We start from the raw sequence: 24,631 nt of genomic DNA, 5'->3' as shown, positions 1-24,631 counted from the left end.
CGCAGGCGCCGCCTGATCGCGGCGCCTGTTTGCCGCCGATCATAGAAATCGATCCCGGCGCTCCTCAGCCCATCTGGCGAAGGGCTTGGGCTCCTTTCCGGTGATCCGACGCACTTCATACGTCACGGCAATATCGTGCCCCTTCGCCACCACATCGGCATATTGCGCGACGAGGCCGTTGCGCAGCCAGCGATTCACCCCGGCCAGCTTCATCGACGCGCGGTACAACGGTGTGGGCAGGTTGATGTAGCGCACGGGCTTGCCCCGCCCGGCTGACAGTGCGGCCGCCACCTGCTTCATCGTCAGAGCTTCAGGTCCCGTCAGGTGGTACGTCGCCTTGTCGTGACCATCTTCCAGCAACACGCACGCCGCGACTTCGGCAACGTCGGCGGCATCGATAAAAGCGGCATTCCCCCGCCCCGCCGGGATCGGCAGCGCGCCTTTCCTGATCGGAGCATCGAGCTTCTCAAAATTCTGGTAGAAGGCAGAGGCGCGGAGGATCGTCCACCGCATTCCCGATCGATGCAGCGCCAATTCGCCCAGGGCATGCGCCTTTGCCCAAGGCACGGGCGACGCGATGTTGGCATCGCCGGCCGAGACCTTCACGACGCGGGAAATCCCCGCTGTCTTCGCAACCGTCAGCGCGTTGGACTCGAGTTCGGTCTGGTTGGCGAGCGGCGGCGGCAACAGGAACAGCGTGTCGCAGCCGGTCATGGCCGATACGAGCGGATCGGGTCTGGCAAGATCGCCGATCACGGGTTCGTGCCTGAGCGTGCGCAGGCGGTCCCCATCCTCGACCTTGCGGACGAGCGCCCTCGCCTTCACGCCACGCTCGGCGAGGATGCGCGCCAGATGGCCACCGATGCTGCCGGTGGCTCCGGTAAGAAAGATCATGCGGCTACTCCCTATTCGTCAGCCGAGGCCGACGTTTCTTCCAAAATGGCGTTCAGCTGGCGTAGGACATGCAAAGCGTCGGCGACGCGCTCGTCGCCGATCGCGGCGGCGATCCGCGCGGACAGTGGGTGGTGGCGATTGTCCACCCGCTCCAGAGTCTTGCGCCCGTCCGCTGTAAGCGACATCAGTGCCGAGCGCCGATGTCGCGGGTTTGGTTCGCGCGTTACCAGTCCGCGCTCGACGAGAAGATCGACGTTGCGCTGCACAGACTGGCGCGTGAGTCCCATGCGCCTTGCGATTTGCGGGACCGACAAGGGCTCCTCCGCGAAGCCCAGCGCACCAAGGACCTGCCACAAGGCACTGGTAATCCCCAGCGGTTGGGTCAGCCGGTTGCCCGTCTCGATCAAATTTCCGTTCGCCGCAAAAACCTCGATGATGAGGTTTCGGACCCCGATCACCCTATCGCGATCGTCCTGAGCTTGCCGCTTTTCATCGGTCATGCGCGAATAATGACAGGATACTGTCAATTGTTCCGCAACTATCGCACCAGCGCCGAATTTAAGGATCGGCAAGCATGACGCAGTTCGTCCGATACGGTCCGTCTCCGAAAGAACACTCGACCGGGAGCCGGTGCGGATGCGCGAACTGGAACCGCTTCATTCATCGAACCGCTTCATCCAAAGGCATGCGCCGATGAAGCTCGCGACGTTATCGGTCTGTTCGACACCCGCATCTGTGCCTAGGCCGTTAAAAAGAAACGGTCTCCCTTCCGCAGTCTCCGCTGCCCAAGGCGCTTGTGACGCAACACGACGATCGCTCGCTTGGACGCATCGGCACGGTGCATGCCCCAGTCCACCATGGTGCGGCGGAACCGTTCGCACGCAGCACGCGACGCAAGGCACAAAACTGTCGTCAATCTCGCGTCCTTCATGCGCCGCCGCCCCTCGACAAGCGTACGCTCCCCCGCCACATCGGGGTCATGTCCCCTGCCCTTAATGTCCACCGCTCAATCCTGGGCCAGCCCTGGCGTTGGCGCGGCCTCGCTGCTGACGCGCGCGACCCCGATTTCGCGCCTGACGACCTCGTGACCCAATTGCTGCTCACCCGCGGGGTCGATCGCGCCGATCTCGAGCGGCATCGCGCGCCCAGCATCCGCGCCTTCATGCCGGATCCGTCCATCTTTCGGGATATGGACCGCGCCGCCGATCGGCTCGCCGATGCGGTAGAGGCCGGTGAGCGGATTGCGATCTTCGGCGATTATGACGTCGACGGCGCAACCTCCGCGGCGTTGCTAATTTTGCTGCTGCGCGATCTGGGCATCGAGGCTACGCCCTACATCCCCGATCGCCTCATGGAAGGCTATGGTCCCTCGGGCGAAGCGCTGGTCCGCTTGAAACAGCAGGGACATGGGCTCATCGTCACTGTCGATTGCGGCGCGCAGGCATTCGAGGCACTGGCGATGGCACGCGCCGCCGATGCGGATGTGATCGTGGTCGACCATCATAAATGCTCGATCGAATTGCCGCTCGCCCATGCGCTGGTGAACCCGAACCGGCTCGACGAAGCGGAAGGTGCCGAGCACGGTCATCTGGCCGCGGTCGGCGTCGCTTTCCTGCTGGGAGCCGCGCTTGTGCGAACGCTGCGCGCGCGGGGTTGCTTCGCCAAGAGGCCGGAACCGCGCTTGCTCGACCTGCTGGACATCGTCGCGCTGGGCACCGTGGCCGATGTGGCGCAACTCAAGGGCCTCAACCGCGCCTTTGTGGCGCAAGGGCTGAAGGTAATGGCTGGTCGTCGCAATCCTGGGCTGGCGGCACTGATCGAGGCATCCCGTCTAACCCGGGCGCCGACCTGCACCGATCTCGGCTTTGCGCTGGGCCCCCGCATCAACGCGGGTGGACGCGTCGGCAAGTCCGATCTCGGCGTGCGGTTGCTGACGACCCGCGACCCTGCCGAGGCGCGCGCGATTGCCGCCGAGCTCGATATGCTCAACGAGGAGCGCCGCGCCATCGAGGCAGAGGTGCAAGCCGCCGCCGAATCGCTTTGCATGTCGGGCCGGGACCGCATGGTCACGCTGGTCGCCGGCGAAGGCTGGCACCCTGGCGTGATCGGCATCGTCGCCGGTCGCCTGAAGGAAAAATTCGGACGGCCTGCCTTGGTTATCGCGGTCGGTGAGGACGGGGTCGGCAAAGGTTCCGGTCGCTCGATCCCGGGAGTTGATCTCGGCGCCGCGGTGCTGGCGGCGAAGGATGCCGGGCTGCTTGTCGCTGGCGGCGGCCACGCTATGGCATGCGGCGTAACCGTTACAGCGGACCGCGTGGAAGCCCTTGCGGCGTTCCTGGAAGAGCGCCTGGCCGAGCGGATCGTCACGGCACGGGGCGAACGCGCACTGCTGCTCGATGCGGTACTGAGCCCTACGGGGGTGAACCCGGCGTTGGTCGAGGCAATGGAAGGCGGCGGTCCTTATGGCATGGGCTGGCCGGCTCCACGCATTGCTGCAGGCCCTGTGCGCGTGTTGAAGGCGGACGTCGTCGGCAGTGGCGGCCATGTCCGCGTGATCGTCGCGGGTGCCGACGGCCGCAGCCTCAAGGCCGTGGCATTTCGACAGGCCGATTCGGAATTGGGGCAGGCCCTCCTCTCCGCACCGTCCCACCGCCGCCTTTGGCTGGCGGGCCGGGCGAAGATCGACACCTGGGGAAGCCGCCCTGCGGCGGAGTTGCACATAGAAGATGCGGCCTGGGCAGATTGAGTGCTTGACGGCAACCGAATCCCCCCCTATTCGGCCGCTCCACGCCAAGCAGTTGGCCCCTTCGTCTAGCGGTTAGGACGCGGCCCTTTCACGGCTGAAACACGGGTTCGATTCCCGTAGGGGTCACCAACTTGCCTTCCCAAGGCATTCCAGAACATGCCATAACTGGCTGTTTTCTGCGGTTTTTTGGTGGTATAAGTCTCTCATCCAAGCTGGCAAAATGCCACTACATACCAGCAAGCTGATGGTATTTTTGATGGCATGTGCCGGTCGCTTCGACGGGAGATACCATCATGGCGCTGTCCGTGGTTGCCATCAAAGCCGCAGAGATTCGCGGCAAGGCGTACAAGCTAAGCGATAGAGACGGGCTCTACCTGCTCGTGACTCCATCCGGCGGACGCTATTGGCGGATGAACTATCGGCGTTATGGGAAGCAAAAGACCCTCGCTTTCGGGGTTTGGCCCGACACCGGCTTAGCAGAAGCACGCGCCGAATGTGATGCTGCGCGGAAGGTGCTGGCCCGGGGCGAAGATCCCGCCGAGCGGATCAAGCTCGATCGGGTAGCCGCGACCGTCGCTGCCTCCAACAGCTTCGAAGCAGTAGCGGACGAATGGCTGTCCAAGGTCGAAAAGGAAGGTCGCTCGCCGGTCACGATGAAGAAGCTCCGCTGGCTTCTCGGTTTCATCAATGCGTCGATCGGCAAGCGCCCGATCGCTGCGATATCCGCACAGGAACTGCTTCTGATGCTGCGGAAGATGGAAGGCAACGCGCGTTACGAGACGGCAAAGCGGCTCCGCAGCACCTGTTCGCAGGTATTTCGCTACGCGATTGCGACCGCCCGCGCCGAGCGTGACGTCGCCGCCGACCTTCGCGGCGCACTGATCGCGCCCAAGCCAGCACATCGCGCCGCAGTTACCACGCCAAAGGCCGCAGGAGGGCTCCTGAGGGCCATAGAGGGCTTCCAGGGGCAGCCGAACACCCTCGCGGCGCTGCGGCTCCTGCCACACGTCTTCGTCCGCCCTGGCGAGCTACGTTTCGCAGAATGGCAGGACTTCGATCTGGAACGGGCGATCTGGACCATTCCGCCGCACAAGACGAAGATGCGGCGAGCCCATGCGATCCCCCTCTCCCGCCAGGCGCTCGCGATCCTTGCCTCGATCGAGCACGACGCAGACTACAGCAGCTATCTCTTCCCATCCCTCCGCTCCGTCCGAAAGCCGATGTCGGAGAACACGATCAATGCGGCACTCCGTCGGATGGGATATGCGCAGGACGAAATGACCGGCCACGGCTTCCGCGCGATGGCGGCCACGCTGCTCAACGAAATGGGTCTATGGCACCCCGACGCCGTCGAACGACAGCTCGCGCACTGCGACAACAATGCCGTCCGCCGCGCCTACACCCGAGGCGAGTATTGGGACGAACGCGTGCGCATGATGCAGCACTGGTCCGACCACCTGGATTTCCTGCGCGACGGTGCGAAGGTGTTGAACGGAAAGTTCGGACAAGCGGCTGAGAATCGAGGTTAGTCGGATGGGAAACGCCGCCACTGCCGATCAGCAGCACGCGGAGGCCGCAGTCGACCAACTTAGGCCGTTCCTATGCTGGCTGGGAACGACCGCCCAGACCGAAAGCGGCCATAGAAGTCCTATTCGCCATCGAAGGCCGCGCGCTGAAATCGTGATCCACCCTGGCTGCCCGCGCCCACAACCGACGCGCAAAGTCCCCGCCTCCGCCTCGATCTCCACAACGTATCCCGCAAGGATCGGATCGCGGAAAAGGTCCGGACGGTCCCCAGCAAGGACGGACGGCATCGCGCACCTGAACCGCGTACAAGCAGGACGGCCGCGCTTCGATCACCGCCGCGCTCAACAACCTATCACTTAGAACTTGGCCGAGAGGTTCACGCCCAATGTCCGCGGCGAACCGAACGCATAATTGTACAGGTTGATGGGCGGCCCCGCCGTAAATTGCGCGAACGTGATCGGCACATAATTTTCGACGTTGCGTACAAAAGCTTGAACGCTGTATTTTCGGCTGGAGTCCATCCAGGTTATTGACAGATCCGTTTGCGTATAGGCCTCTTGAAGATCGGCCGCATAGTTATACGACGTCAGGTGGTAGTCCGACTTGAAGCGGGTATAGGCGCCGGCACGAAGGCTTCCTGCCATGCCTAGATCGAATGTGTGGTCGTATCCAACCGCAATCGTGACCTTGGGCGCCTGTGGCGGCCGATTGCCCTTGAGATCAAGAACCGCCGTTCCTCCGTTCACGCCGGTCGCGAAGGCGTTGAACTTCGTGAATTTGGCGTCCAGATAATTAAACGTGACGCGGAACTGGTCGTTGGGCGTCAACGCTGCCGAAAAATCCGTGTCGACACCGTTGAAACGCGCCCTTCCGGCGTTGACGGTCGCGTGCCCGACCGTGGTGTTGATGAAGTTGTCGATCTGAAGATCGGTATAGTCATAATGGAATGCCGAGACGTTGAACTCGACCGTGTTGTGCAGGAAGCGATTTTTCGTGCCGATCTCGTACGACGTGATCTTCTCGGGTTGGAACGTGCCGACCGTTTGGCCATTGACGACGACGTTGGTGAGATTGTCGAAGCCGCCCGAGCGATAGCCCGTCGAAACCTTGGCATAGAGCAAATGACCCGCGCCCGGCGTCCACTCGGCGCCCGCCAGCCAGTTGACCTCGCTATGGTTGTAACACTGGTCGAGCGACTGGTAGTTGCCGCTATCGGCTTCCTTGCAGCGGCCGGGCCGGCCGGTCACGGCGAGAATGTCCGTGGCACTCGGGAAGGTGAGTCCAAAGCGAGCATTTACGAACCCAAGGCCGGAATTCACGTAGAGCGCGTGCTTCTCGTCGCGGGACCATCGCACGCCACCTGTGAGTTTCAACGTATCCACGATCGGGATGTCGCCCTGCAGGAACAGACCCGTGGAATCGAGATTGACGAACGGCCGATAGAAAATGTTGACGTATGCGTACTCGGAGCCCGGAGGGCCGAAGGGCGGGTTCAAGATTTGAATGCTCTGCGTGACCACCTGCTTTTCATGGAAATAAAAGGCGCCGCCCTGCACGAACAAGCCGCGTGGGCCGTGGTAGCTCAGGCGGAGTTCGTTGCTCCAATCCCTGGAGTCCGCATTCGGCTGGTTCGACACGAACTGCAGATAGTTCGGCGTTCCACTCAGCGGGACATAGGTGCCTGTCTTGTTGATCAGATAGCCGCCGACATACGACAATTCCAAACCGTCGCTGATGGTGTAGCGCAGGCTGCCGCGAAAGCTGATATTTTCGATGTTGGTGAAGCCGTCCGTGACAAGCGGGAAATCATGCTTTGGCAGCTTGAACGAACTGTTGCGCGGGATGAAATCGCTCCCGCCGCCGACGGTGGGTACTTGAACGACGCCCGGCGTGGTGGTGGTGATCGGAACGCCATATTGCGCGAAGGCAGAGGATCGCGAACGGACATATTCGCCCTGAAGGAAGCCGCTTAGCGTGCTCCCGGTATAGGCGAGCGTGGCCCTGCCGGCATCGGTCCTGTTGCCGTCGTTTCTGCCGGTGGTCCCGCCGTCGACGCTGTTGTTGCGATAGCCATCATGTTGCGTGTGTATCCCGGCTACGCGGAACGCGAGGCCGTCAGCGATCGGCAGGTTGACCGCGCCCTCGACATTCCACGCGTTGTAGTTGCCGTATCCGGCGCTCACATACCCGTCGAACCTGTCTTCCGGTTTCTTGGTGATGATGTTGATGGCGCCCGCGGTGGAATTGCGGCCGTAGAGCGTTCCCTGTGGTCCCTTCAGAACCTCGATGCGATCAAGATCGAAAAAGCTCGCATTCAGCGCCGCCGGCCGATTGATATATTCGCCATCGATGTTGACCGTCAGCGCCGCATCGGCGCCCTCCGCGATCGACTCCGCAGTAACACCCCGCAAGGACAGTTTCGTGTAGATCGTGTCCGTCGTCACGCCGAGATCGGGCGCCAGCCGCTGCAACCCGTTGACATCGGTGATGTTGGACGTCCGAAGATCGTCGCCACTGACGACGCGGAGCGCGATGGGCGTCTTCTGGACGCTGGACGCGGTTTTCTGGGCGGTGACGATAATTTCCTGAAGCCCGCCGCTGTTCGCGGACTGGCCTGCGGGATCCACCGTGTTCGCGACGGCTGGACCGTTGGCTGCCGCAGCGGCGTTTGCGGTGGTGCCGTCCGAGGCCGTCGAGCCCGGCGAAGCGGTGGTTTGGGCTGACGCCGCGCTGATGCCAATAAATGCGGCTGCGGTGCCGGAGAGCAATAGTATACGGCGCCTCATCAGTACATCCTCCCTATATCGTCGCTCGATTTCGGCGATCTATTTTTAAGGAACGGGCAATCGTCTGGAATTGGTCGTTATTTGATTATGAGGATCGAGTGATTTCGATCAGTTCCACGCCCGGTGCCGCCAGCGTGCCTTGGATGGTAATCGAACCGCCTTCGCCTTCCTGCGAGTCGAGGATGTCGCCGAAGTGATCCGCATCTGCCCGGTACCGAACCACTTTGTGGCGGCCCTGGCCCCAGGGCAGGTCGGTGATGTCGAGCGTATAGCCGGTATAGCCGGCACTTCCGGCGTGCACGCGCCTGGAAGGAACATTCAACGACATGTTCACCCGTTCGGTGCCGATCGGCACCTGGAATTCGAACACGTCGCGCTCTCGGGCGATCAAGTACGGATCGGGGATCGCATAATTGGCGATCAGCACGCGAATGACGTCCCCATTTGCGGTGCGGCCGGCCAGCACGGCAAATCCGTTCTCATCGCCACCCGTGCTGGGGAGGCGCTCCGTCGCGGCCAGCGTCTGTCCTACCAGGCGGAATGCGCTCGTTCTCGCATTCTCGCTGCCGTCGGCCTCGAAAATTCCGGCGGGATCCCTGAAATTGTAGTGAAAGTCGGTGCCAGTATCGGCGCGGAAGAAGATCGCCTGGTCGACCTCAGAGTCCTGCAAGTAGACGGCTGCTGCTGCGATGAACGCTGCATTTTTGGAATCCTCGAACTTGGCCGTCGGGATGCCGGTCATGCTCCAGTAGGAGAGCAGGAGCTGCGTATCCCCGAAGCCGTGCTTGTCGAGGATCGCGCGAACGTCTGCTGCAATCGTTCGAAAATCTAGTGGGTCGCGGGAATTGTCGGCGTACCACATCCAGGACAGGAAATCCAAAGGCAGCGACTTGTCTTTGATGAAGCCGAGAAAACCTTCGCGGAACGGACCTTCGTTCAGCGGAAAGGCGACACAGGGGCCGCCGAACTTCAGGCCGGCGTCGACACGCTTCACGGCGCGCGCGGCGGCCGCGTACATCGCGTAGAATTGATCCGGCGTGCCGGAGAAGTGCAGCGTCCCGAAGTCCGGCTGATCCCCGAATTCCCAGTGCGTCACAGCCCCCGTAAAGCCGTTGCCCCATCCGCATACATAGTGGCGGACGATATTTTCTACGACTTGCTCATACTTCGCCAAGTCCCCGATCGGTTGCTTGTTCGACGGGATCTCGCTGGCGATCGTGAAGAGGATATCCGCCCCGATCGAACGGACCTGCCGCACCCAGGAATCGGTCGCGTCGAAATTGTAATTGGCTGGATCACTGGGATCCGCCGACCAGTCGGGAAACAGGCTTCTCGGGTTGTCGACGGTGTCCAGCCTCGAAACCCAATCATACGACCGAACGAGCGTTACGTGCGCAGCCTTCCACACGTTCAGGATGTCGGGAACGCCGTCCGTTCCGGCCGCAGGGCCGGGAATGCCCGATGTTCCGTGCAGCTTGCGCATGTCGCCGATCGAAACGCCCGCATGGATCGACACCTTCGCGATACGGTTCGTGTTCATCAATATTCACTTTCCAGAATGCGGTGAATGTAATCGAGGACTTTCGGCTCCTCGTGCACGAGATATGCGAGGCGTCGATCGAGCGCCTCGGGTGTCGCGGAATCGAATTCCTCGTGCATCATCTTCAGCGACTGGTCCCAGATGGCTTTCACGCGCGGGTACCGTCTTGCCATGAACTTGGTTTGTACGTCGTAGAGCGTGTCGTCCGAACGCAGGAGCTTGGCAAAGACCACGCCGTCTTCAATGGCCATCGCCGCGCCCGATCCGAGATAGGGCGTCATGGCGTGGGCGGCGTCGCCCATGATCATGACCCGCCCCCGGTGCCACGGATAGGGAACCAGGACCGTATCGAGCGGCGTGTACGCAACGTTGGTGGCGGCGCGCAGCGAGTCGATTTCCGCCGCCATGAATGCGGAGTCTCCCATCATCTCCCGCGCGCTCTGATGCATGATTTGCGGGAAGGCAGCGGGGTCGTGACGCGGGCGGCCTGACTCGTAATGGGTGACGATCACGTACATCATGCCGCCGGCCAGCGGTACGAAGCCCACTTTGCCGCCAAAGCCATGGCAGAATATGGCGCCCTTCAGCGAGTCCGGAGCGCGTACCGGCGCACGCCAGGCGACGCCGCCGCTGCGAATGGGGACGTAGGTCTCGCCGAACAGGTAACGGCGAATACTCGAGTTGATGCCGTCAAAGCCGATCACCAGATCATATCGGTGCGACGATCCGTCGCTCAACTCCACCGTCACGCCGTCGGCATCCTCTTGGATGTCGGTTGCCGTCGTCGACATCCTGATCGAGCAGCCGGCCTCCAGGGCGCGAGCGCTGGCCATCTCCAGGAAGCCCAGGCGGGGGAGCTGGACGTTGTTGGGCATGCCGTCGAGCTGGCGCCCGTACGGGATGTCGACGACATGGTGGCCGTTCCTGTCGAAATAGGAAAGTGGCGGCGTTGGAAACCCGATCGACAGCGTCGGTTCGAGAAGGCCGATCTCGCGCAGCGCACGAAGGCCGTTGGTCCGCAGCCCCCATCCCACGCCAGCCACCGCGTTGTCCGGCTTGATATCGATGACGTCGACTTCCGCGCCGATCTGCGCAAGCGCTACCGCTGTGCACAGGCCGCCAATGCCCGCGCCGACAATGAGAATCCTGTCAGGCCTCGCCAATTCGACCTCTCCCAAAATTTCCGCGTGCGTAAGGCAATCGCCGGCCGCACTGCGCTGGTGATATATTACGATGGCATGCGCGCAAATTTAGGTCAAGGGTTCCAATCTTGCCAGTGCTGCTGGACGGGGGCATGGTTCGCCCTCGGCACGGTGCCGAGCAGGAGGTGCTGGATGGCAGAGGCCGAGGGACGAAAACAGACGCTGGCGGACCAGGCCTATGCGGTTCTGCGGCAGCGGATCGTGTCCCTCAAAATGCCACCCCGCATGCGGTTTACCGAGCGAGAGATATCAAAGGACATTGGCTTCGGGGCGATGCCGGTGCGGGAGGCCTTGGACCGCCTGAACCATGATGGTCTCGTCGAAACGATCCCCCGCCGCGGCTACCGCGTGGCTGGGCTTACGTTGAAGTCCGTGGATGACTTCTTCACGGCATGGAGCGCCGTGTCGCCGTTGATCATGCAGCTGGCACAGGAGCGAATCACGCCCGAGCAAAGCGCCTCTCTGGACGCCATCCAGCGCGAGCATTTGCGGGCGATCAGAAAGACGAAGCTCAATCCCGAGCACTGGATTCAACTCTCGCGGCAACGGTTCGATCTGCTCGTGGAGGCTACGCGTAATCCGTACCTCGGCGCGATCTACCGGAACCTGTCTGCAGAAATGGACCGGATCTTCCACTCCATCAGCAATCACGGCGAGGATGTCCGTAGCATCTTCGAACTCGCAACGCGGTTCGACGCCGCCATTCCGTCGGTCGACGACACGAGCGAGTTCATCAGGATAAGCCGCGCGAAAATCGCGGAGATCATCATCGAGAAGGGATTCGACTACACGCAGGGCAGCTAGGCTTGGGCCTGACGAAGCATCCGCCTTGCCGCCTGCATCCTGAGGCGTTTGCGAGCCCCAGCGCTAGGTCGCGACGACAGGTCCCTTTGCCGAGTTTCCGCGCAGCAGTAGCGACCCGAGCGCGATCAGCATCCCCGCAAAGGCCATGATGCCGGCGACGGCAAAGGTGCCCTGCATGCTGCCGGTGGCGGTCTGCGCCAACGTGACGAGCGGCGGGCTCAGGAACTGCCCGAGAAAGAAGCAGCCGGTCCAGATGCCCATGCCGCACCCGCGATGTTGGACCGGAAGCTCGCGCTGCGCCCATGCGACCAGCGCCAGGATCATCATTCCAGCCCCGGTCTGCTGGATCATCACCCCCGCGCTCATCCACTTCCAATCAGGAGCGAAACCGATCAAGCAGAGGCCCGCACCCACCAGCCCGAGCAGGAGGACGAAGGCGACTTCCGAGCGACGCTTGCCGGTGAGCCAGAAGATGCCGGCCCCGACGGAAACCATGAGGCTCGGCAGGAAGGTGATGCGGCCGAGTTCGTCGGACGAAGCCACGCCGACCTCGCGAAAGGCCAGGCCGCCATTCACGGCGTAAACATAATAAAGCGCCGAGCAGAACAGAGTCACCAAGCCGATCCGTCCGATCTTCCGGACCGGGAACGCAGGCCGGTCGTGCGGCCCCTGCTCCGCCGTCGCGCGGGGGGCGTCGACGTTCGGCTCGAAGACGAATGCCAGCATGGCGAGGAAGATCGGGAAGGCGGTGAGGTAGATGAGGAACACCCCGTTCCACCGCATGCCCGTGAGATATCCGGACCCAAGGATCAGCGCGCTGCCCAGGAACGGGCCAATCATTCCCTGGAGGCTGAGCCAGTGCCTTCGGCCCTGCTCGTCCCAATAGTCGGCGATCAGGGTGTTTACCGTGGTGAGAATTGCCGCTTCGGCGATACCGAGCGCGATGCGCGACAGGAACATGGCATTCAGGCTGGTGAGGAAGAAGGGCGCCGTCCCCGCCATCGCGTAGAGCAAGGTGGACCAGATGACCAAGGCGCGGCGTCCGAAGCGATCGATGAGCGCACCGGCGAAAGGCGCGATCACCGCGATCGCGAGGCCCGGGGCCGTGACCATCCACGGCACTTTCCAGCCTGCCGTCGGATCGTCGTGGAAATGGTCGATGATCGAAGGGACGGCGGGAAACATCGAGACGACCGCGATCATCGGCAAAAAGCCCGCGACCACCACGGTGAGTCCCTGCGGCACCCCCGCCCGGGGGCTCCGTTCATGCTGCAAGCTTGCCACGAGCCTCTCCACTAAGCCTGATTATCGGATATGTTTCCCGTAATATATCAAGAGGCGAGCGGAAGGCAACTAAATGGCTCGCTACCCGCCCCAGGGCGTGTTGTGCGCTCGATGGCGCTATCGCCGTTCAATGCGTCGCACCTTGCTCTGACGCTGACGTGAAGCGTGGAAAGGAACCATGCGCGTCGCAGGCAAACAGCCGATCGCTGATGAACATGCGTGAGCAAGCCGTCGGCGTGGAAATCGCGATCGTTGAGGCCATAGCGCAACGCTGGCAGAGTGGCAGCTTTTTGCAAAAGCTGCAGTCCACGCGCTACATGGGAACGGCAGCAAAGTCCCAAACCCCGTCTTTCATTTGCCGCCCGAGCGAACCAAACGAACGGCAGGTTCGGTGCCTCGCGGGGACAGGCTTGAGGGCTGAGGTTGGGGCGCGTAGCTGCGGGCCGGCTCACATCCCGATGTTGAGCCCACGGCTTCGGCTGCGGCCGATGAGGTCTGCCAAGCTCTGACCCACGCTCCTTCCATGCATCTCGGGCAAGCCGAGCTGGGCTTTTCGGTTGCGCAAAATGGACTCGACCTGCGGATCGCGCTCAAGGCTCTTCGCCATGCCGATCATCCGGTCGCCGACCCTGTTCGCGTCGGTGGTCTCCTGATTTCGCAACAGCAGCCGGCGCTGTCGGTCCAGTGCCTGCCAGCGCTGGACAAAAGCGTCGGCGCGAAGCTGTGGATCGACACGAATATCTTCTTCGAACTGCATGGCACGGATCGACCTTGCCACCTGGCCTTCTGACGCTTCCTGGATCAGACTTGGATCGTTGGAGAACGCCAGCTCAAGATCGCGCGCGGCATACGGAGCAAGCACATTCAGCGCTGCACGGCTCGCCTGGAGCTCCTCGCGCTGTGCGGGGGTGTGGCGGTCACCAACACGATTCGCGAAGCGCATCGCGCGGACAATCGTCGCATGGCGCTGCACGGCCCGCGTCGGCACGATCACGGGTTCAGGCTGCGGCGCCTGCTTAGGTGCCAATAGCTGTGCCGGTGGCAGCACTTCGGGCGATACTCGCAACTTCAGCCCGGCGAACATGTCGCGCTTGGGTGCCGCCTGCGGTGCCCGAACCGACGGCGGCAGCACGATCTGCCGACGTGCTGCGAATTCGGGCGCATAGTCGGACGCCATATCCTTGCCCCGCTCGCGCGACAGCGCCGCCGCCAGCGTCGCATGGCCCGAAAAGTCGTCTCGGCCATAATGGAGGTCCACACGCTCGCGCTGTCGGGACAATGCGACATAGGCCGCGTGCCGATCCAATCCCGGTGTTGCCAGCACATGCACCTCGTCGACGGTGACACCCTGTGCCTTATGCACGGTCGCGGCATAGCCATGATCGACCGCGGCATAGTCCTTGAGGTCGAAGGCGACCGAACCGCCATTATCGAGCAGCACCGCCATGCGGGTAGCGGTGACACTTTCGATCCGCCCCAGCGATCCGTTCTTGACGCCCAGGCTGCGCTCGTTGCGCCCAAACATGACCCGATCGCCAGCGGCGAACTGGCGTTCGCCCTTCTCGACCTGCCAAGTGACATCTTCACCCATTTCGCCGTGTGCACGTAGCCGGTCGCGCGCCGCCCGGTTGAGCGCCGCCACTTCGTCATTGGTATGGGTAAGGATGATTCGGCTTGCGCTGGGTGCCTCGTGCCGCCGCCGGTTCCAGCGATCGATCAGCGCGGCACGCGCCGCTTCACGCGTGTCGGCAAGTTGAAGCGCATCCTGCTGCCGGTAGGCCTCCAGCGCCTCGGCGGTGCGCCCGGTTGCGAGCTGCCGCGTCGCCAGCCGCTGCCAGTCCTCGCGCTGCCGGCGAATGTCGGTTATCTCGATAGCGCCATGCCGCTCGGCAACCGAACGAAACGCTGCGCCGGCCTCAATCGCCTGCAACTGCTCGGGATCGCCGACCAGCACCACCTTCGCGTGACGCTTCTCGGCTTCGGCGATCACCCGCTCCATCTGGCGGCTGCCGATCATCCCCGCTTCGTCGATCACGAGGATCGACCTGTCGGTCAGCAGTTCGCGCCCCTGCCCCCATTGATGCTCGATGCTGGCAATGGTGCGCGACGCGATGCCTGAGCCGCTTTCCAGATTCTCGGCGGCGATCCCGGACAGCGCCAGCCCCTGCACCTGATAGCCAGCGCTCTCCCATGCGTTGCGCGCAACGCCAAGCATCGCCGATTTGCCGGTACCGGCATAGCCGACGATTACCCCCAGATCCTTGCCGCTGGTGACGTGATCAAACGCGCTGCGCTGCTCGCTCGACAGGGCCAGCCCGCGCATTTCGGCACGCGCCAAGGCAAGCTTGCGATGCTGCTCGTCCATGCCATGCCCGCGGCTGGCGTCGAGCTTCACGGTCGCGCGCTCCAGTCGCACTTCGGTCTCGATCATGTCACGGCTGGTGAAGCGGTCTTCGCCGCGCCCGTCCTTGCCCAGCTTCACCAGCTCGGGCGCCGCACGCACCGCCGCCATCACCTGGTCGAACTGGTCCTTCCCTTCGCTGTGGCGATGCACGAACATCGCCAGATCGCGCGTGGTGAAGGTCGCCTGGGTGCGGGTGATGGCATCGAGCGCCAGCGCCGGATTGGCCCGCAGCTTCTCGCCATTGGCACGCGCGATGTCGTAATGCTCTTCCAGCCGTTCGGACGCGAGCCCCTGGGCGGCCATACGCGCCGCTGCTGGGCCGATCTTGTGCTGCGGCTCGAGATCGATGCCCTGCGCTTCCAGCGACCGGTGATCGACACGCGCATCGATATCGAGTTCGGCCAGACGCGCATTGACGTGGCCGGCCCAGCGCTCGCGCCATTTCTCCAGCAGGTCGGTGCGGTTCCAGTCACGGTTCTTCTTGCCGAACCCGTCCTCGCCGACTTCGCGCAACGCCAGCATGACATGGGCGTGCGGCTTGGGTTCGCCATCGGCACCGATATCCCAATGCACATTGAGATCGGCGACCATGCCGCGGTTCACGAATTCGGCCTGGACGAACTCGCGCGCCAGCCTAATGCCCTCGGCCTGGTTCAGCTCGCGCGGGATCGCGAACTCGATCTCGCGGGCAAGCTGCGCGTCCTTGCGCAGTTCCACCGCTTCGACGGCATTCCACAGCTGTTCCCGATCGGCGAAATGCTCGGGCGCGCCGTCCGGCAGCAGCACTTCGGAATGCACGACACCCGCCTTGTTCGAGAAGTCGTGATGCCGGTCGAGCCGTTGGTCGTGCAACCGCGAGGCGGAGCGATAGGCGGCAGCGGCAAGCGCCGACGATCCACTGGCGCGGCTGATGATCTTGGCCGAGAAATGGTAGATCGCCATAGCGGCAATCCATCTACACCAAACAAGCGACGTCGGCACGACGTATAAGCGCGCCCTCAAAAGATTTCATCTTTTCGCGACGTGATAATCCCAAGATGTTTCACGACATTTGCGCTGATCGACGCAGTTCCTAAATCATCGATCATCACCCATCAACTGCGGAGGCTTCGATGCGAAAACCGCGTGACTTTGATTCGGAACTGAAGGCGCTCGACAGCAAAGCGAGGCAGCTCAAACAAGCCAAGCTCCAGCAGCTTGGCGAGCTGGTAGTCGCGACCGGTGCCGATGCACTACCGGTCGAGCAACTGGCAGGCGCGTTGCTCGCCGCTGTCAGCGCGTCGGACATGATCATGCGGGAGGACTGGCGCCAGCGTGGCGCGGCCTTCTTTCAGCGGCAGGGAAAAGCTCGCGGCCGCGCTCGTTCGCGTGCGGCATCGACTGCGGCAGCTGACGGCGGCACGGCATCGTCTGGAAGCGCAACGGGCGCGGAATGACACGCGGGACTGGATGGTGAAGCGCCGCGAACGAACGCGCCAGCTGATCGAGCTGGGCGGCCTGGTTGCGAAAGCCGGATTGGTCGAACTCACCGACGATGATCGCGCCGTATTGTTCGGTGTGATGATCGACGCCGCAGCCACGCTCAAAGGCGAACAACGCGATCAGGCGCTGACGTTATGGCAAAGATGAACCGCGCCGGGTTTGTCGGAGGCCCCAACTCCTGAGAGGAAGGGTCTATGACGAGCAAGACGACGAACAAGTTCTCGCCTGAGGTCCGCACCCGCGCGGTGCGGATGGTGCTGGAACACGAGAAGGATCACCCGTCGCGGTGGTCGGCGATAGTATCGATCGCGGCGAAGATCGGCTGTTCCGGGCAGACGCTCAACGAATGGGTTAAGAAAGCTGAGGTGGACAGCGGCATGCGCGGCGGTGTGCCCAGTGATGTCGCGGAGCGAATGAAAGCCTTGGAGCGCGAGAATCGCGAGCTGCGCCAAGCGAACGAAATCCTTCGCAAGGCGTCCGCCTATTTTGCGATGGCGGAGCTCGACCGCCGAGCGAAGTGATGGTGTCGTTCATTGACGCGCACCGCGCGGTGTACGGGGTCGAGCCGATCTGCCGGGTGCTGCCGATCGCCCCATCCACCTACCATGCCCATGTTGCCAGAAGGATGGAGCCGACCAGGCGGTCGGCTCGGGCTCGGCGGGACGACGTGCTCCGACCGGAGGTGCGCCGCGTGTTCGAGGAGAATTTCCGCGTCTATGGCGTCCGCAAGATCTGGCGGCAGCTGCGCCGCGAGGGGTTCGAGGTCGCCCGATGTACCGTTGCCCGCCTGATGCGGAGGATGGGCCTGGCAGGCGTGATCCGCGGCAAGCCGGTGCGCACAACCCTCAGCGACAAGGCGGCACCATGCCCGCTCGATAGGGTGAACCGCCAGTTCCGTGCTCCGGCGCCGAACATGCTGTGGGTGTCGGACTTCACCTACGTGGCGACCTGGGCGGGGTTCGTCTACGTGGCGTTCGTCATCGACACCTACGCCCGGCGGATCGTCGGCTGGCGTGTTAGCCGGAGCGCCCATGCCGGCTTCGTCCTCGACGCGCTCGAGCAGGCGCTGCACGATCGTCGTCCTGCGCGAGGTGCTGGCCTTGTCCACCACTCGGACCGCGGCAGCCAGTACGTGTCCATCAAATACACCGAGCGCCTCGCAGAAGCCGGCATCGAACCCTCCGTCGGCAGCGTCGGAGACAGCTATGACAATGCCTTGGCCGAGACGATCAACGGCCTGTACAAGGCTGAAGTCATCCATCGACGCGGGCCATGGCGCAGCTTCGAAGCCGTCGAATACGCCACGCTCGAATGGGTCGACTGGTTCAACCATCGCCGGCTGCTCGAACCCATCGGAAACATTCCGCCTGCCGAAGCCGAAGCGAACTACTATGCTGCCGAACACCAGATCGGTATGGCGGCGTGACTCACATCCAATGGCCTCCGGCAAACCCGGCGCGGTTCAGCCGGACAAGCTAGCGAAGACGCTGACAAACGTCTCGAAGCGCTTCAGAAGAGCGCCGCGACCGCGCTTGTGAAGGCTGCGCCTCCCGCCGCACCTGTCGCGGATGATAACGCCGAGATAAGCCAGGACGCCGAGGGGCGCGATAATGTCAGCAATTGAGAATATACGCTTCGTGCTCGACGCCTGGCGGCATGACTACAACCACGTCAGGCGCACTCGAAACTGGGCGGGAAGACCCCGCCGAGATCGCCGGTCAAGGTGTCCGGGGGCATGCCCCCCCGGACACCTTGGCATGCCATCAAGCAACCATCATGAAGGAGCGAGACTCTATCTTTGACTGGTAACAATCAGGGGCGCACGTCAGGTGTTCTGAATGTCCCGTTCTCTCATGAGTAGGGCTCGCGCTGTTGAGAAAACTTCTCGAACAACGCGAGCCCTACAGACCCGGGCCTTTTGCGGGAGTTCCCGTTAGGCTATCGGCAATCTCGAATCCACTCGCGCCTTCCAGTCGCGCAGGCTTATAATGTCGAAGTCACCGGCAGCACATCGGGCAGCTGCCCATTGTGCCAACAGCACAAAGTTATCATCATTCTGCTGCGGGCCGTAGTGCATATAGCAAATCAAGTCGCGACCGTTGTCCGTCGCTTCGATGATTTCGTTTTTGCATTTTTCAACAACGTTCGCGTTGCCACCAACTGCCGTACCGTCATCGATTGATGCTGCTGGCTGTCGAATGGCGATTAGCGGGTCGAGGCCATAACCGGTGTAGATGCCGTTGCCACCACCTGCGCTACCCCACCGGCCGAACGAATAACCTGCCTCAAGCAATGCATCTTCCATCAGTCCCGGTGCAAACTCACCGTGCTTTAAATGGAAGTTGGCAACACCAGTTCCGCTTGGTACATTACCAGACATGGTGATCATGCCACTCACGCCCTCAACATCTACAGACGTAATAACGAGCCCGGACGGCACACCATACGCATCCATACCCATCCCCGGAACCAGATATGTGGTATCAACCGTAATTTGTGCGTTGCCGGTCGCGGCGTACGTCAAACCGCGTCGCGTTGCGCAGAAGTAGAACGAACGCGCTGCCGAAGCCGGAATGGGCCGGTCGAACTTGAATTCAATTCTTGAAATGCTTGTACGATTGACAGCGAGCAGGATCGGGTTCCCGACTGCACCTGTTCCCTTGACAACCATGCCGGCCGCGTAGCCGTTTGCCAGAATGCCGTTGGTCACGTTCCCAATGGTGTCGGTACCATTAGGCGTGAGGCTGAGCGGCCCCGGCTGACCGTAGGTGTGCCCGCCGTAGGAATAACAAAACATTTTAGCATCTTCGACAGTTGAGTAGCCGAGGGCGATACAATTATCGCGGAGCTGATTTAGCTGCGCAATGGCGGCGGCTCTTGAAGGAAACTGCGTAAACGCCTGATCGTCATTAGCGCTGTCCAGACTCCAGGTCCAACCATAATTATTCTTGAGCACCATCGCTTGTGCAGAAGTCAGCTTTGTTGAAGTATCAAGGCCACCAAGACACATCATCCCAGTGCCGACGAACGGATGAAGCATTCCGGCGGCGTTTGCAGCAGCTTGCATAGCAGGCGCAGCCTTAGTGAATTGACCTACGTTTACGTCATCAAACGTCCACACGATAGCAGGCTTTATACGCTGAGGGCGGATAAATGGTCCAAACTTAAGCGAATGGTTGCGATTGCTGTTTTGATTGGTAACCTGCACAACAAGCTTTTTCGAGCCCGATCCTGTGGTCGTCATGGGCGCCCCGGCCCAGGCTCCGCCAAGGCGCATTCGATCCGTCTTGAAGGTCAGCCACCGCTTGCCGCGAGTGGTTGGATAAAAGTCCGTGTCAGGATTGTTGCCATACGTAGTATCGACCGCGTGCGCGTAGAACGCATTATTTGGCATGTAGAACTTCGGGTTTGCGGCAGTTTGGGTTGAATTAAAAAGATCTGTACCAGGATCAACGCAGAAGCCGATCAGATCCCAAGTTGCGGGATCGCTCGTGTCCGGGAAGGTGGTGGTATTAAGAGACGGGTTCACGGCCCCCCGCATATCGAGCTGAATGGAGTTGGTACCGAGCACCAGTGGCGGCACTAGCGATATGGCTGCGCCATTAGACGCGGCATGATTAGTCAGGCTATCATATGCATCCACCAGGAAATAAGGAGTCATGGTAGCGATAGGCGCGAAGGCCCCAAGACCAGCGCCCGCGCCAATGGTAGCATAGCGAGCGACGAAATCGGCTTTGCGCGCGGCATAATCGGTGGCTGCGATCCCGCTATTGCCCGAACCGTTGGTGTAGGGGTTGGCGAAGATGGCTTGGTGGCTGGCGAAAGATTGCTGGCCGGTGAGGTTGTTGGCATTCGTCACTGCATTGCCGCTGGCAGTGACCGTGCCAGCCACAATGTTTTTGGTGACGATGACAGTTCCCGTTGCCGTTACCTTAATGCAGGGGTAAGAATCCTTACCAGAACCGACGCCGATCAAGTCGGGGGCACTCGGGTCGTAAACCGCGGTATTGTTTCGAACAGTCGCGTCAACCACACTGGTGGACAAGTTGATGGCATTTGCGTTGGTCGACTGGAAGAAATTATTCTCAACTGTAATTTCGTCATAATAGGGGCCGCCGGAGTGCATGGACATGAAGACTCCATGGTCGCCTGCATAGCCACCGTCCTGGCCATTGCCGCGAATAACGACGTTGCCACGAACCACACAGGTGCCCAGCGACACCGGACCGGCCGCCGCAGTGCGGTTGAATAGCTGGACGAAATCGGGGTGCGCTTGGCTGGCGGCGCCGCCAGACTTGTCGATTGACAGATTATCCTGAACCAGGACACTGCCATAATTCAAAAGTTGCACGGCGTCCTGATAGCGCTTGGCGAACACGTTGCGCAGGGCGGTGAAGCCGGTAGCCGTGCCGCCGTCGGAGCCCAAAGAGATGGCGTCTTGCACGTCGTAAAACGTGCTATCTTGAACCGTGACGTTGTTGATGGACTGGTTGGAGAACAACCCCCACGTGCCGGGCGCATTGAAATAGCAGCTGTCGATGAAGTAGTTTGCGCCCCCGATGCGCAGGGCCTCCATGCCGGCGCCGCCGCCGTTGAACACCATGTTGCGGAACTTGAACCCGCCGACGTTGCACCACACGTTTGTGATGCTCGCTTGCAGCGGCATGTCCGGCTCGACAATGCACCAGTTCGCGCCGGTGAACGCGCCGGACGGGCCAGCAATGCGCTTGCCGTCGGTGGAGCTGCCGAACACAAAGGCATTGTTGCGGAGTTTGATGGTCTCGCCCAGTGCTGCGCCGTGCGCCGCCAGTTCGGCTACAGTCGCGACGTGTCGCGCATTATCCACGCGGGTGACGTTGGCGGTGACTGCCCAGCCCGCCCCATCCGAGATTTGCAGTGTGTAGCTGCTTGCCAGAACTGGCGGCGCAGCGCCTGCGGTACCGGCGAGGACAAGGCGTCCGCCAACAACGGCAAACACACCGGCCGTATCACCCTGGACTACTGCTAGGGTACCGCCACCAGTATAGCCAAGATCGAAGCCGCCGTATTGGCGCCGGGTGTTGGCACCGAAAGCAATATCGAGGGTGGTTGCGAGGGTGCCGAAAGAGGTTTCGTCCTGAGTCATGAGGTTCTCCTGGTCAAGGGCTTGGCCGGCATTCTGAGAGGCGCCCGCCCCAACGGCGGTTACAGTCTGGATCCCGTCGTCATTGTCGAGCTGCAAGTAGTTGCTAGCGGGTAGGACGAACTCGGACGTTGCGTCTGAGGAAAACCTCTTTTCAGGTGAGGAAAGGTGGCCCGTCGCAGTGGAGGCAACGGCAATAGCGCGATCGCGCGGCGCACCCGGCGTCGCAGGGCACATGAGCTTACTCATATCCAGCTATCCTTTTGATTGGATTATTCGAATTTAGGTGGACGGCAGTTACCGAGGCATTGAATACGCAGTGCGTATAAACCCTCGCGATCATCACACTGTAGATGAATAAATTGGCCCTTCTTCGAAGCGACCAAGCCTAGTTTTTCAAAATTAACTTGTACTAGATTGCGCAGCCCTATTTCACGCTGACGAGGCCAGTTTTACTGCGCATAATTTGACTATACTGGAAGCGCCCGTCGGAGACGCGATTCGTCAGCGTTCCCGTTTTGTACCTTCTCATCGTCACGATGTCAAGACAAAACATCCTATTTGGTACGCTTATTCGTGGTCGGTTTATGCCGATTGACGAGATTGGCATGCGCTCACGCATGGGCCTCACGCGGGCGGCGTGCGCGCGCCAGCACGTGCGCCAGCCGCTGCCCGTGCCTCCCGCCCGGGCAAGTGTGCCACGCGGGCACCAACAACATGCGCGCCCTGGTGTCGCCGCAGGCGTGCGCCAGCGCGCGCACCGCACTCGCGTTCCGCTGCCGGCACCCGCCGGCCCTCCGATCCGGAGGATCGGCGGCGTCCGCGATCAATACCCGAAGTGCCGAGGCGGCCAAGCCGACTCGGCGCCGCGACGCGGCGTGCGAGCGCAGTCACGCCGAAGGCGTGAGACGCCCTGGTACGCCCCCCGCGGATGGAGGCTACGCCCACCTCGCATATCGGCTTTCGCTGCGTGCGCCGCGCCGCGCGGTAGCGGTAGCTGCTGCCCTGCCTCAGCGAGGCTGGGGCAGCTTCGCACTCTGTTGCTTGCCGGGCACCAGCTCCCATTGATAGGCTGCGACGTGCTCGCCGCGCGGGAGGTAGCGGATCGACAACCTCTCGCTGCCGCGCTTGACCTCCAGGGTGAGCATGCGCGTCTGGTCACCCTGAAGCCCGTCCTGCGAGAACGTGTTGAGAATCTCATCGCCGTTGTGGAGACCGGCCGTCTCGGCCTCCGAGCCGGCAATCAGTCCCTTCACGATCTTCGGGCGGACGGTCAGCGACGCGGGATCGAAGCCCAGGTCGAATCGGCGCAGCATTCGCGAAACCCGGCGGAACTGCGGGCCGAATGCGTCGGACGGCGGCGTGACCGTCCCGCCGGCCAGCATCGCATCGAGATCGGCGATGCCCTTGGCGCCCAGTTGCGCTTTCACCAGCGAGCGCCACAGCGCTTCGTCCATGGGCTTGCCCGCCTGCCGCGCCGCCAGCATCGTCCGCACCATGTCGTCGAGGCCGTGCTTGCCGCTCGACACCTTGCGCACCGCCGCGTCGAGCGCTGCGAAATAGAGCGAGCCGCGATCATAGGGCAGCACGCGGATGCGCGTGTCCTTCCAGAAGCCCGCCGGGATTTCCGCGTTCGGCACGTTGATCTTGATGTTGGTATAGTAGCGCGCGGCGGTCTCGTTCAGGTCGGCGAGGAACGCGTCGGCGGTGATCATCCCGGCACGATAGGGCAGCATGCGCTGATAGTGCACCGCGAGCCCTTCGCCGAACCACGACCGGTCGAGCCCGCCGGCGGCATCCATAGACTCGTCGAGCGAGCGCACCCAGCTATGCAGCATCTCATGCGCGAGCAGCGACTTCAGGTCGTCGGGCTTCGACGTGTGGTTGAAGGTGAAGGCGAAGCTGTCGGTCAGACCGATGCCGCTCCCGGGATTGCGAAGGTTGGTGCGCCCGAACACGCCGAAGCTGGGCGGTACATAGCCGAAGAAACTGCCGTAGAAGCGGTGAAGATCACCCGCCCAGCGCATCAGCGGGTCCATCGCGAAGGGAGGCGTGCCTTGCCAAGCGGCGAAGAAGCCGTCCTTCCCGGCCTGGAACACGCCGGGCTTGCCTGCCATGTAATAGACGGAGGAAAGACGGGACGCGGGCAACGGTTCGGTGCTGGTGGCGCCGCCCACACCGAAGCTGGAGACGCCGACGCCGCCGGCACCATATGCAGCGAAATCCCAGTGGACCGTCGCCCGGCGCGCGATCTCGTCGGCTGGCAGGAGGACGAAGGCATTGGCTGCGGCGGAGAATCCGTCCTGCTCGGTGCGCATCTCATATTGCGGCAGTGCCAGCGGCGGCGCGGCGGCGTCGATCGGCACGCGGTATCGAATCGTCACCGCGCCGTCGATCGCGCGCGGCGCCTGCCAGATCCGCGTGCGGTTGGAGCCATCCTCCTCGACATCCTTGACCGTGGCGGCGATCGTCCCCTTCGCATCCGCGATCGCCAGCCCCTGCAGGTCCTTGCCGCTGGTCACGACGGTGTTGGCCACCAGCGCGAGCTTGAACAGGTCTTCCCCAGCCTTGCGATGCATGTCCTGCGTCACCACGATCACGTCGACATAGGGAATAACGTGGGCGGCATTCGGCGCCGCTGGTGCGATCGTGATCGCAATGCCGGGAGACGGATCCGTGATCGCCCCGCTGCTCGCAGAAGCCGGCAGCACAGCCATGGCCATGGCCAGCACTGGAGTTTGGAAAAGCTTCGTCATGCATGGTCCTCCGCTGCCAAGATCCTATCGGCTGGAGCGGCGAAAATTTCGGCGATCTCGCCCTAAAGCGTAACTCTCGCGCAT

15 protein-coding genes, 1 tRNA gene and 1 other annotated feature are annotated in these 24,631 nt (G+C 62.3%); of the genes, 7 read left to right on the top strand and 9 right to left on the bottom strand.

What is annotated here, in order from left to right:
• Positions 1-39 precede the first annotated feature (39 nt).
• Together A7X12_RS17580 and A7X12_RS17575 are read right to left on the bottom strand one after the other, a co-directional pair.
• The gene (locus A7X12_RS17580) at positions 40-894 is read right to left on the bottom strand and encodes an NmrA family NAD(P)-binding protein (RefSeq protein ID WP_064312748.1); all 855 of its coding nucleotides are present in this window, start codon (positions 892-894) and stop codon (positions 40-42) included.
• 11 nt (positions 895-905) lie between these two features.
• On the bottom strand, positions 906-1,394 hold the full coding sequence (locus tag A7X12_RS17575) for a MarR family winged helix-turn-helix transcriptional regulator (protein ID WP_064312747.1): 489 nt from the start codon (positions 1,392-1,394) through the stop codon (positions 906-908).
• Positions 1,395-1,873: 479 nt separating this feature from the next.
• Here A7X12_RS17575 and recJ point away from each other — a divergent pair, with 479 nt between their 5' ends.
• The 3 genes from recJ to A7X12_RS17555 all read left to right on the top strand — a co-directional run bounded on the left by recJ (position 1,874) and on the right by A7X12_RS17555 (position 5,169).
• The gene (gene recJ / locus A7X12_RS17565; RefSeq protein WP_064312745.1) at positions 1,874-3,640 is read left to right on the top strand and encodes a single-stranded-DNA-specific exonuclease RecJ; all 1,767 of its coding nucleotides are present in this window, start codon (positions 1,874-1,876) and stop codon (positions 3,638-3,640) included.
• 54 nt (positions 3,641-3,694) lie between these two features.
• A tRNA-Glu gene (locus tag A7X12_RS17560) sits at positions 3,695-3,769 on the top strand.
• A 164-nt stretch (positions 3,770-3,933) separates the two neighbouring features.
• Positions 3,934-5,169 carry a tyrosine-type recombinase/integrase gene (locus A7X12_RS17555; RefSeq protein WP_064312744.1) on the top strand — a complete coding sequence of 412 codons (1,236 nt, stop codon included), beginning with the start codon at positions 3,934-3,936 and terminating at the stop codon, positions 5,167-5,169.
• A gap of 354 nt (positions 5,170-5,523) precedes the next feature.
• On the opposite strand, the gene A7X12_RS17550 is transcribed toward A7X12_RS17555, so the two are convergent.
• From A7X12_RS17550 to A7X12_RS17540, 3 genes are all read right to left on the bottom strand, one after another.
• Entirely contained in the window at positions 5,524-7,935 is a 2,412-nt protein-coding gene (locus A7X12_RS17550; protein WP_198162069.1) for a TonB-dependent receptor, read from the bottom strand.
• A 103-nt stretch (positions 7,936-8,038) separates the two neighbouring features.
• The gene (locus tag A7X12_RS17545) at positions 8,039-9,493 is read right to left on the bottom strand and encodes a GH39 family glycosyl hydrolase (RefSeq protein ID WP_064312743.1); all 1,455 of its coding nucleotides are present in this window, start codon (positions 9,491-9,493) and stop codon (positions 8,039-8,041) included.
• A complete protein-coding gene (locus A7X12_RS17540; RefSeq protein WP_064312742.1) occupies positions 9,493-10,656 on the bottom strand; it encodes an FAD-dependent monooxygenase in 1,164 nt (387 codons plus the stop codon). Before A7X12_RS17540 ends, A7X12_RS17545 begins: the two co-directional genes overlap by 1 nt.
• Before the next feature lie 171 nt (positions 10,657-10,827).
• On the opposite strand from A7X12_RS17540, the gene A7X12_RS17535 reads away from it, so the two are divergent.
• Positions 10,828-11,499 (top strand): GntR family transcriptional regulator, encoded by a 672-nt coding sequence (locus tag A7X12_RS17535; protein ID WP_064312741.1) that lies wholly within the window; start codon positions 10,828-10,830, stop codon positions 11,497-11,499.
• A 63-nt stretch (positions 11,500-11,562) separates the two neighbouring features.
• On the opposite strand, the gene A7X12_RS17530 is transcribed toward A7X12_RS17535, so the two are convergent.
• On the bottom strand, positions 11,563-12,783 hold the full coding sequence (locus tag A7X12_RS17530) for an MFS transporter (RefSeq protein WP_064312740.1): 1,221 nt from the start codon (positions 12,781-12,783) through the stop codon (positions 11,563-11,565).
• Positions 12,784-13,231: 448 nt separating this feature from the next.
• The gene (traA, locus tag A7X12_RS17525) at positions 13,232-16,129 is read right to left on the bottom strand and encodes a Ti-type conjugative transfer relaxase TraA (RefSeq protein ID WP_064312739.1); all 2,898 of its coding nucleotides are present in this window, start codon (positions 16,127-16,129) and stop codon (positions 13,232-13,234) included.
• Positions 16,130-16,299: 170 nt separating this feature from the next.
• Between traA and A7X12_RS17520 the strand changes: the two genes are divergently transcribed.
• The 3 genes from A7X12_RS17520 (at position 16,300) to A7X12_RS17505 (ending at position 18,095) form a co-directional block, all read left to right on the top strand.
• Entirely contained in the window at positions 16,300-16,623 is a 324-nt protein-coding gene (locus A7X12_RS17520; protein WP_064312738.1) for a conjugal transfer protein TraD, read from the top strand.
• A gap of 16 nt (positions 16,624-16,639) precedes the next feature.
• Positions 16,640-16,816: a conjugal transfer protein TraD gene (locus A7X12_RS17515; RefSeq protein ID WP_064313042.1), complete on the top strand. Its 177-nt coding sequence runs from the start codon at positions 16,640-16,642 to the stop codon at positions 16,814-16,816.
• A gap of 47 nt (positions 16,817-16,863) precedes the next feature.
• Positions 16,864-18,095, top strand: a protein-coding gene (locus tag A7X12_RS17505) for an IS3 family transposase (RefSeq protein ID WP_139810225.1) whose coding sequence is annotated in 2 segments (ribosomal slippage) — positions 16,864-17,155 and positions 17,155-18,095 — 1,233 coding nt in all. Because the reading frame shifts where the segments join, the coding sequence is not laid out codon by codon here.
• Positions 17,148-17,264, top strand: a sequence feature (AL1L pseudoknot). (Overlaps the previous gene by 117 nt.)
• 507 nt (positions 18,096-18,602) lie before the next feature.
• Here the strand turns inward: A7X12_RS17505 and A7X12_RS17500 are convergent.
• Together A7X12_RS17500 and A7X12_RS17495 are read right to left on the bottom strand one after the other, a co-directional pair.
• Positions 18,603-22,040, bottom strand: coding sequence for a right-handed parallel beta-helix repeat-containing protein (locus tag A7X12_RS17500; RefSeq protein WP_064312735.1), 3,438 nt, complete (start codon positions 22,038-22,040; stop codon positions 18,603-18,605).
• Between the two features lie 761 nt (positions 22,041-22,801).
• Complete coding sequence (locus tag A7X12_RS17495; RefSeq protein ID WP_064312734.1) at positions 22,802-24,547, bottom strand: M61 family metallopeptidase; 1,746 nt, start codon at positions 24,545-24,547, stop codon at positions 22,802-22,804.
• Positions 24,548-24,631 lie beyond the last annotated feature (84 nt).

This window comes from Sphingomonas sp. TDK1 (assembly GCF_001650735.1).
GTDB lineage: Bacteria > Pseudomonadota > Alphaproteobacteria > Sphingomonadales > Sphingomonadaceae > Sphingomonas.
Note: the sequence above shows the minus strand (reverse complement) of the source record. Positions and strands in the feature narration are given on the sequence as shown.

Coding starts and splice junctions, on each gene's coding strand:
- A7X12_RS17580 (WP_064312748.1), bottom strand. CDS start 894: ATGATCTTTCTTACCGGAGCCACCGGCAGCATCGGTGGCCATCTGGCG.
- A7X12_RS17575 (WP_064312747.1), bottom strand. CDS start 1,394: ATGACCGATGAAAAGCGGCAAGCTCAGGACGATCGCGATAGGGTGATC.
- recJ (WP_064312745.1), top strand. CDS start 1,874: ATGTCCCCTGCCCTTAATGTCCACCGCTCAATCCTGGGCCAGCCCTGG.
- A7X12_RS17555 (WP_064312744.1), top strand. CDS start 3,934: ATGGCGCTGTCCGTGGTTGCCATCAAAGCCGCAGAGATTCGCGGCAAG.
- A7X12_RS17545 (WP_064312743.1), bottom strand. CDS start 9,493: ATGAACACGAACCGTATCGCGAAGGTGTCGATCCATGCGGGCGTTTCG.
- A7X12_RS17535 (WP_064312741.1), top strand. CDS start 10,828: ATGGCAGAGGCCGAGGGACGAAAACAGACGCTGGCGGACCAGGCCTAT.
- traA (WP_064312739.1), bottom strand. CDS start 16,129: ATGGCGATCTACCATTTCTCGGCCAAGATCATCAGCCGCGCCAGTGGA.
- A7X12_RS17520 (WP_064312738.1), top strand. CDS start 16,300: ATGCGAAAACCGCGTGACTTTGATTCGGAACTGAAGGCGCTCGACAGC.
- A7X12_RS17500 (WP_064312735.1), bottom strand. CDS start 22,040: ATGAGTAAGCTCATGTGCCCTGCGACGCCGGGTGCGCCGCGCGATCGC.
- A7X12_RS17495 (WP_064312734.1), bottom strand. CDS start 24,547: ATGACGAAGCTTTTCCAAACTCCAGTGCTGGCCATGGCCATGGCTGTG.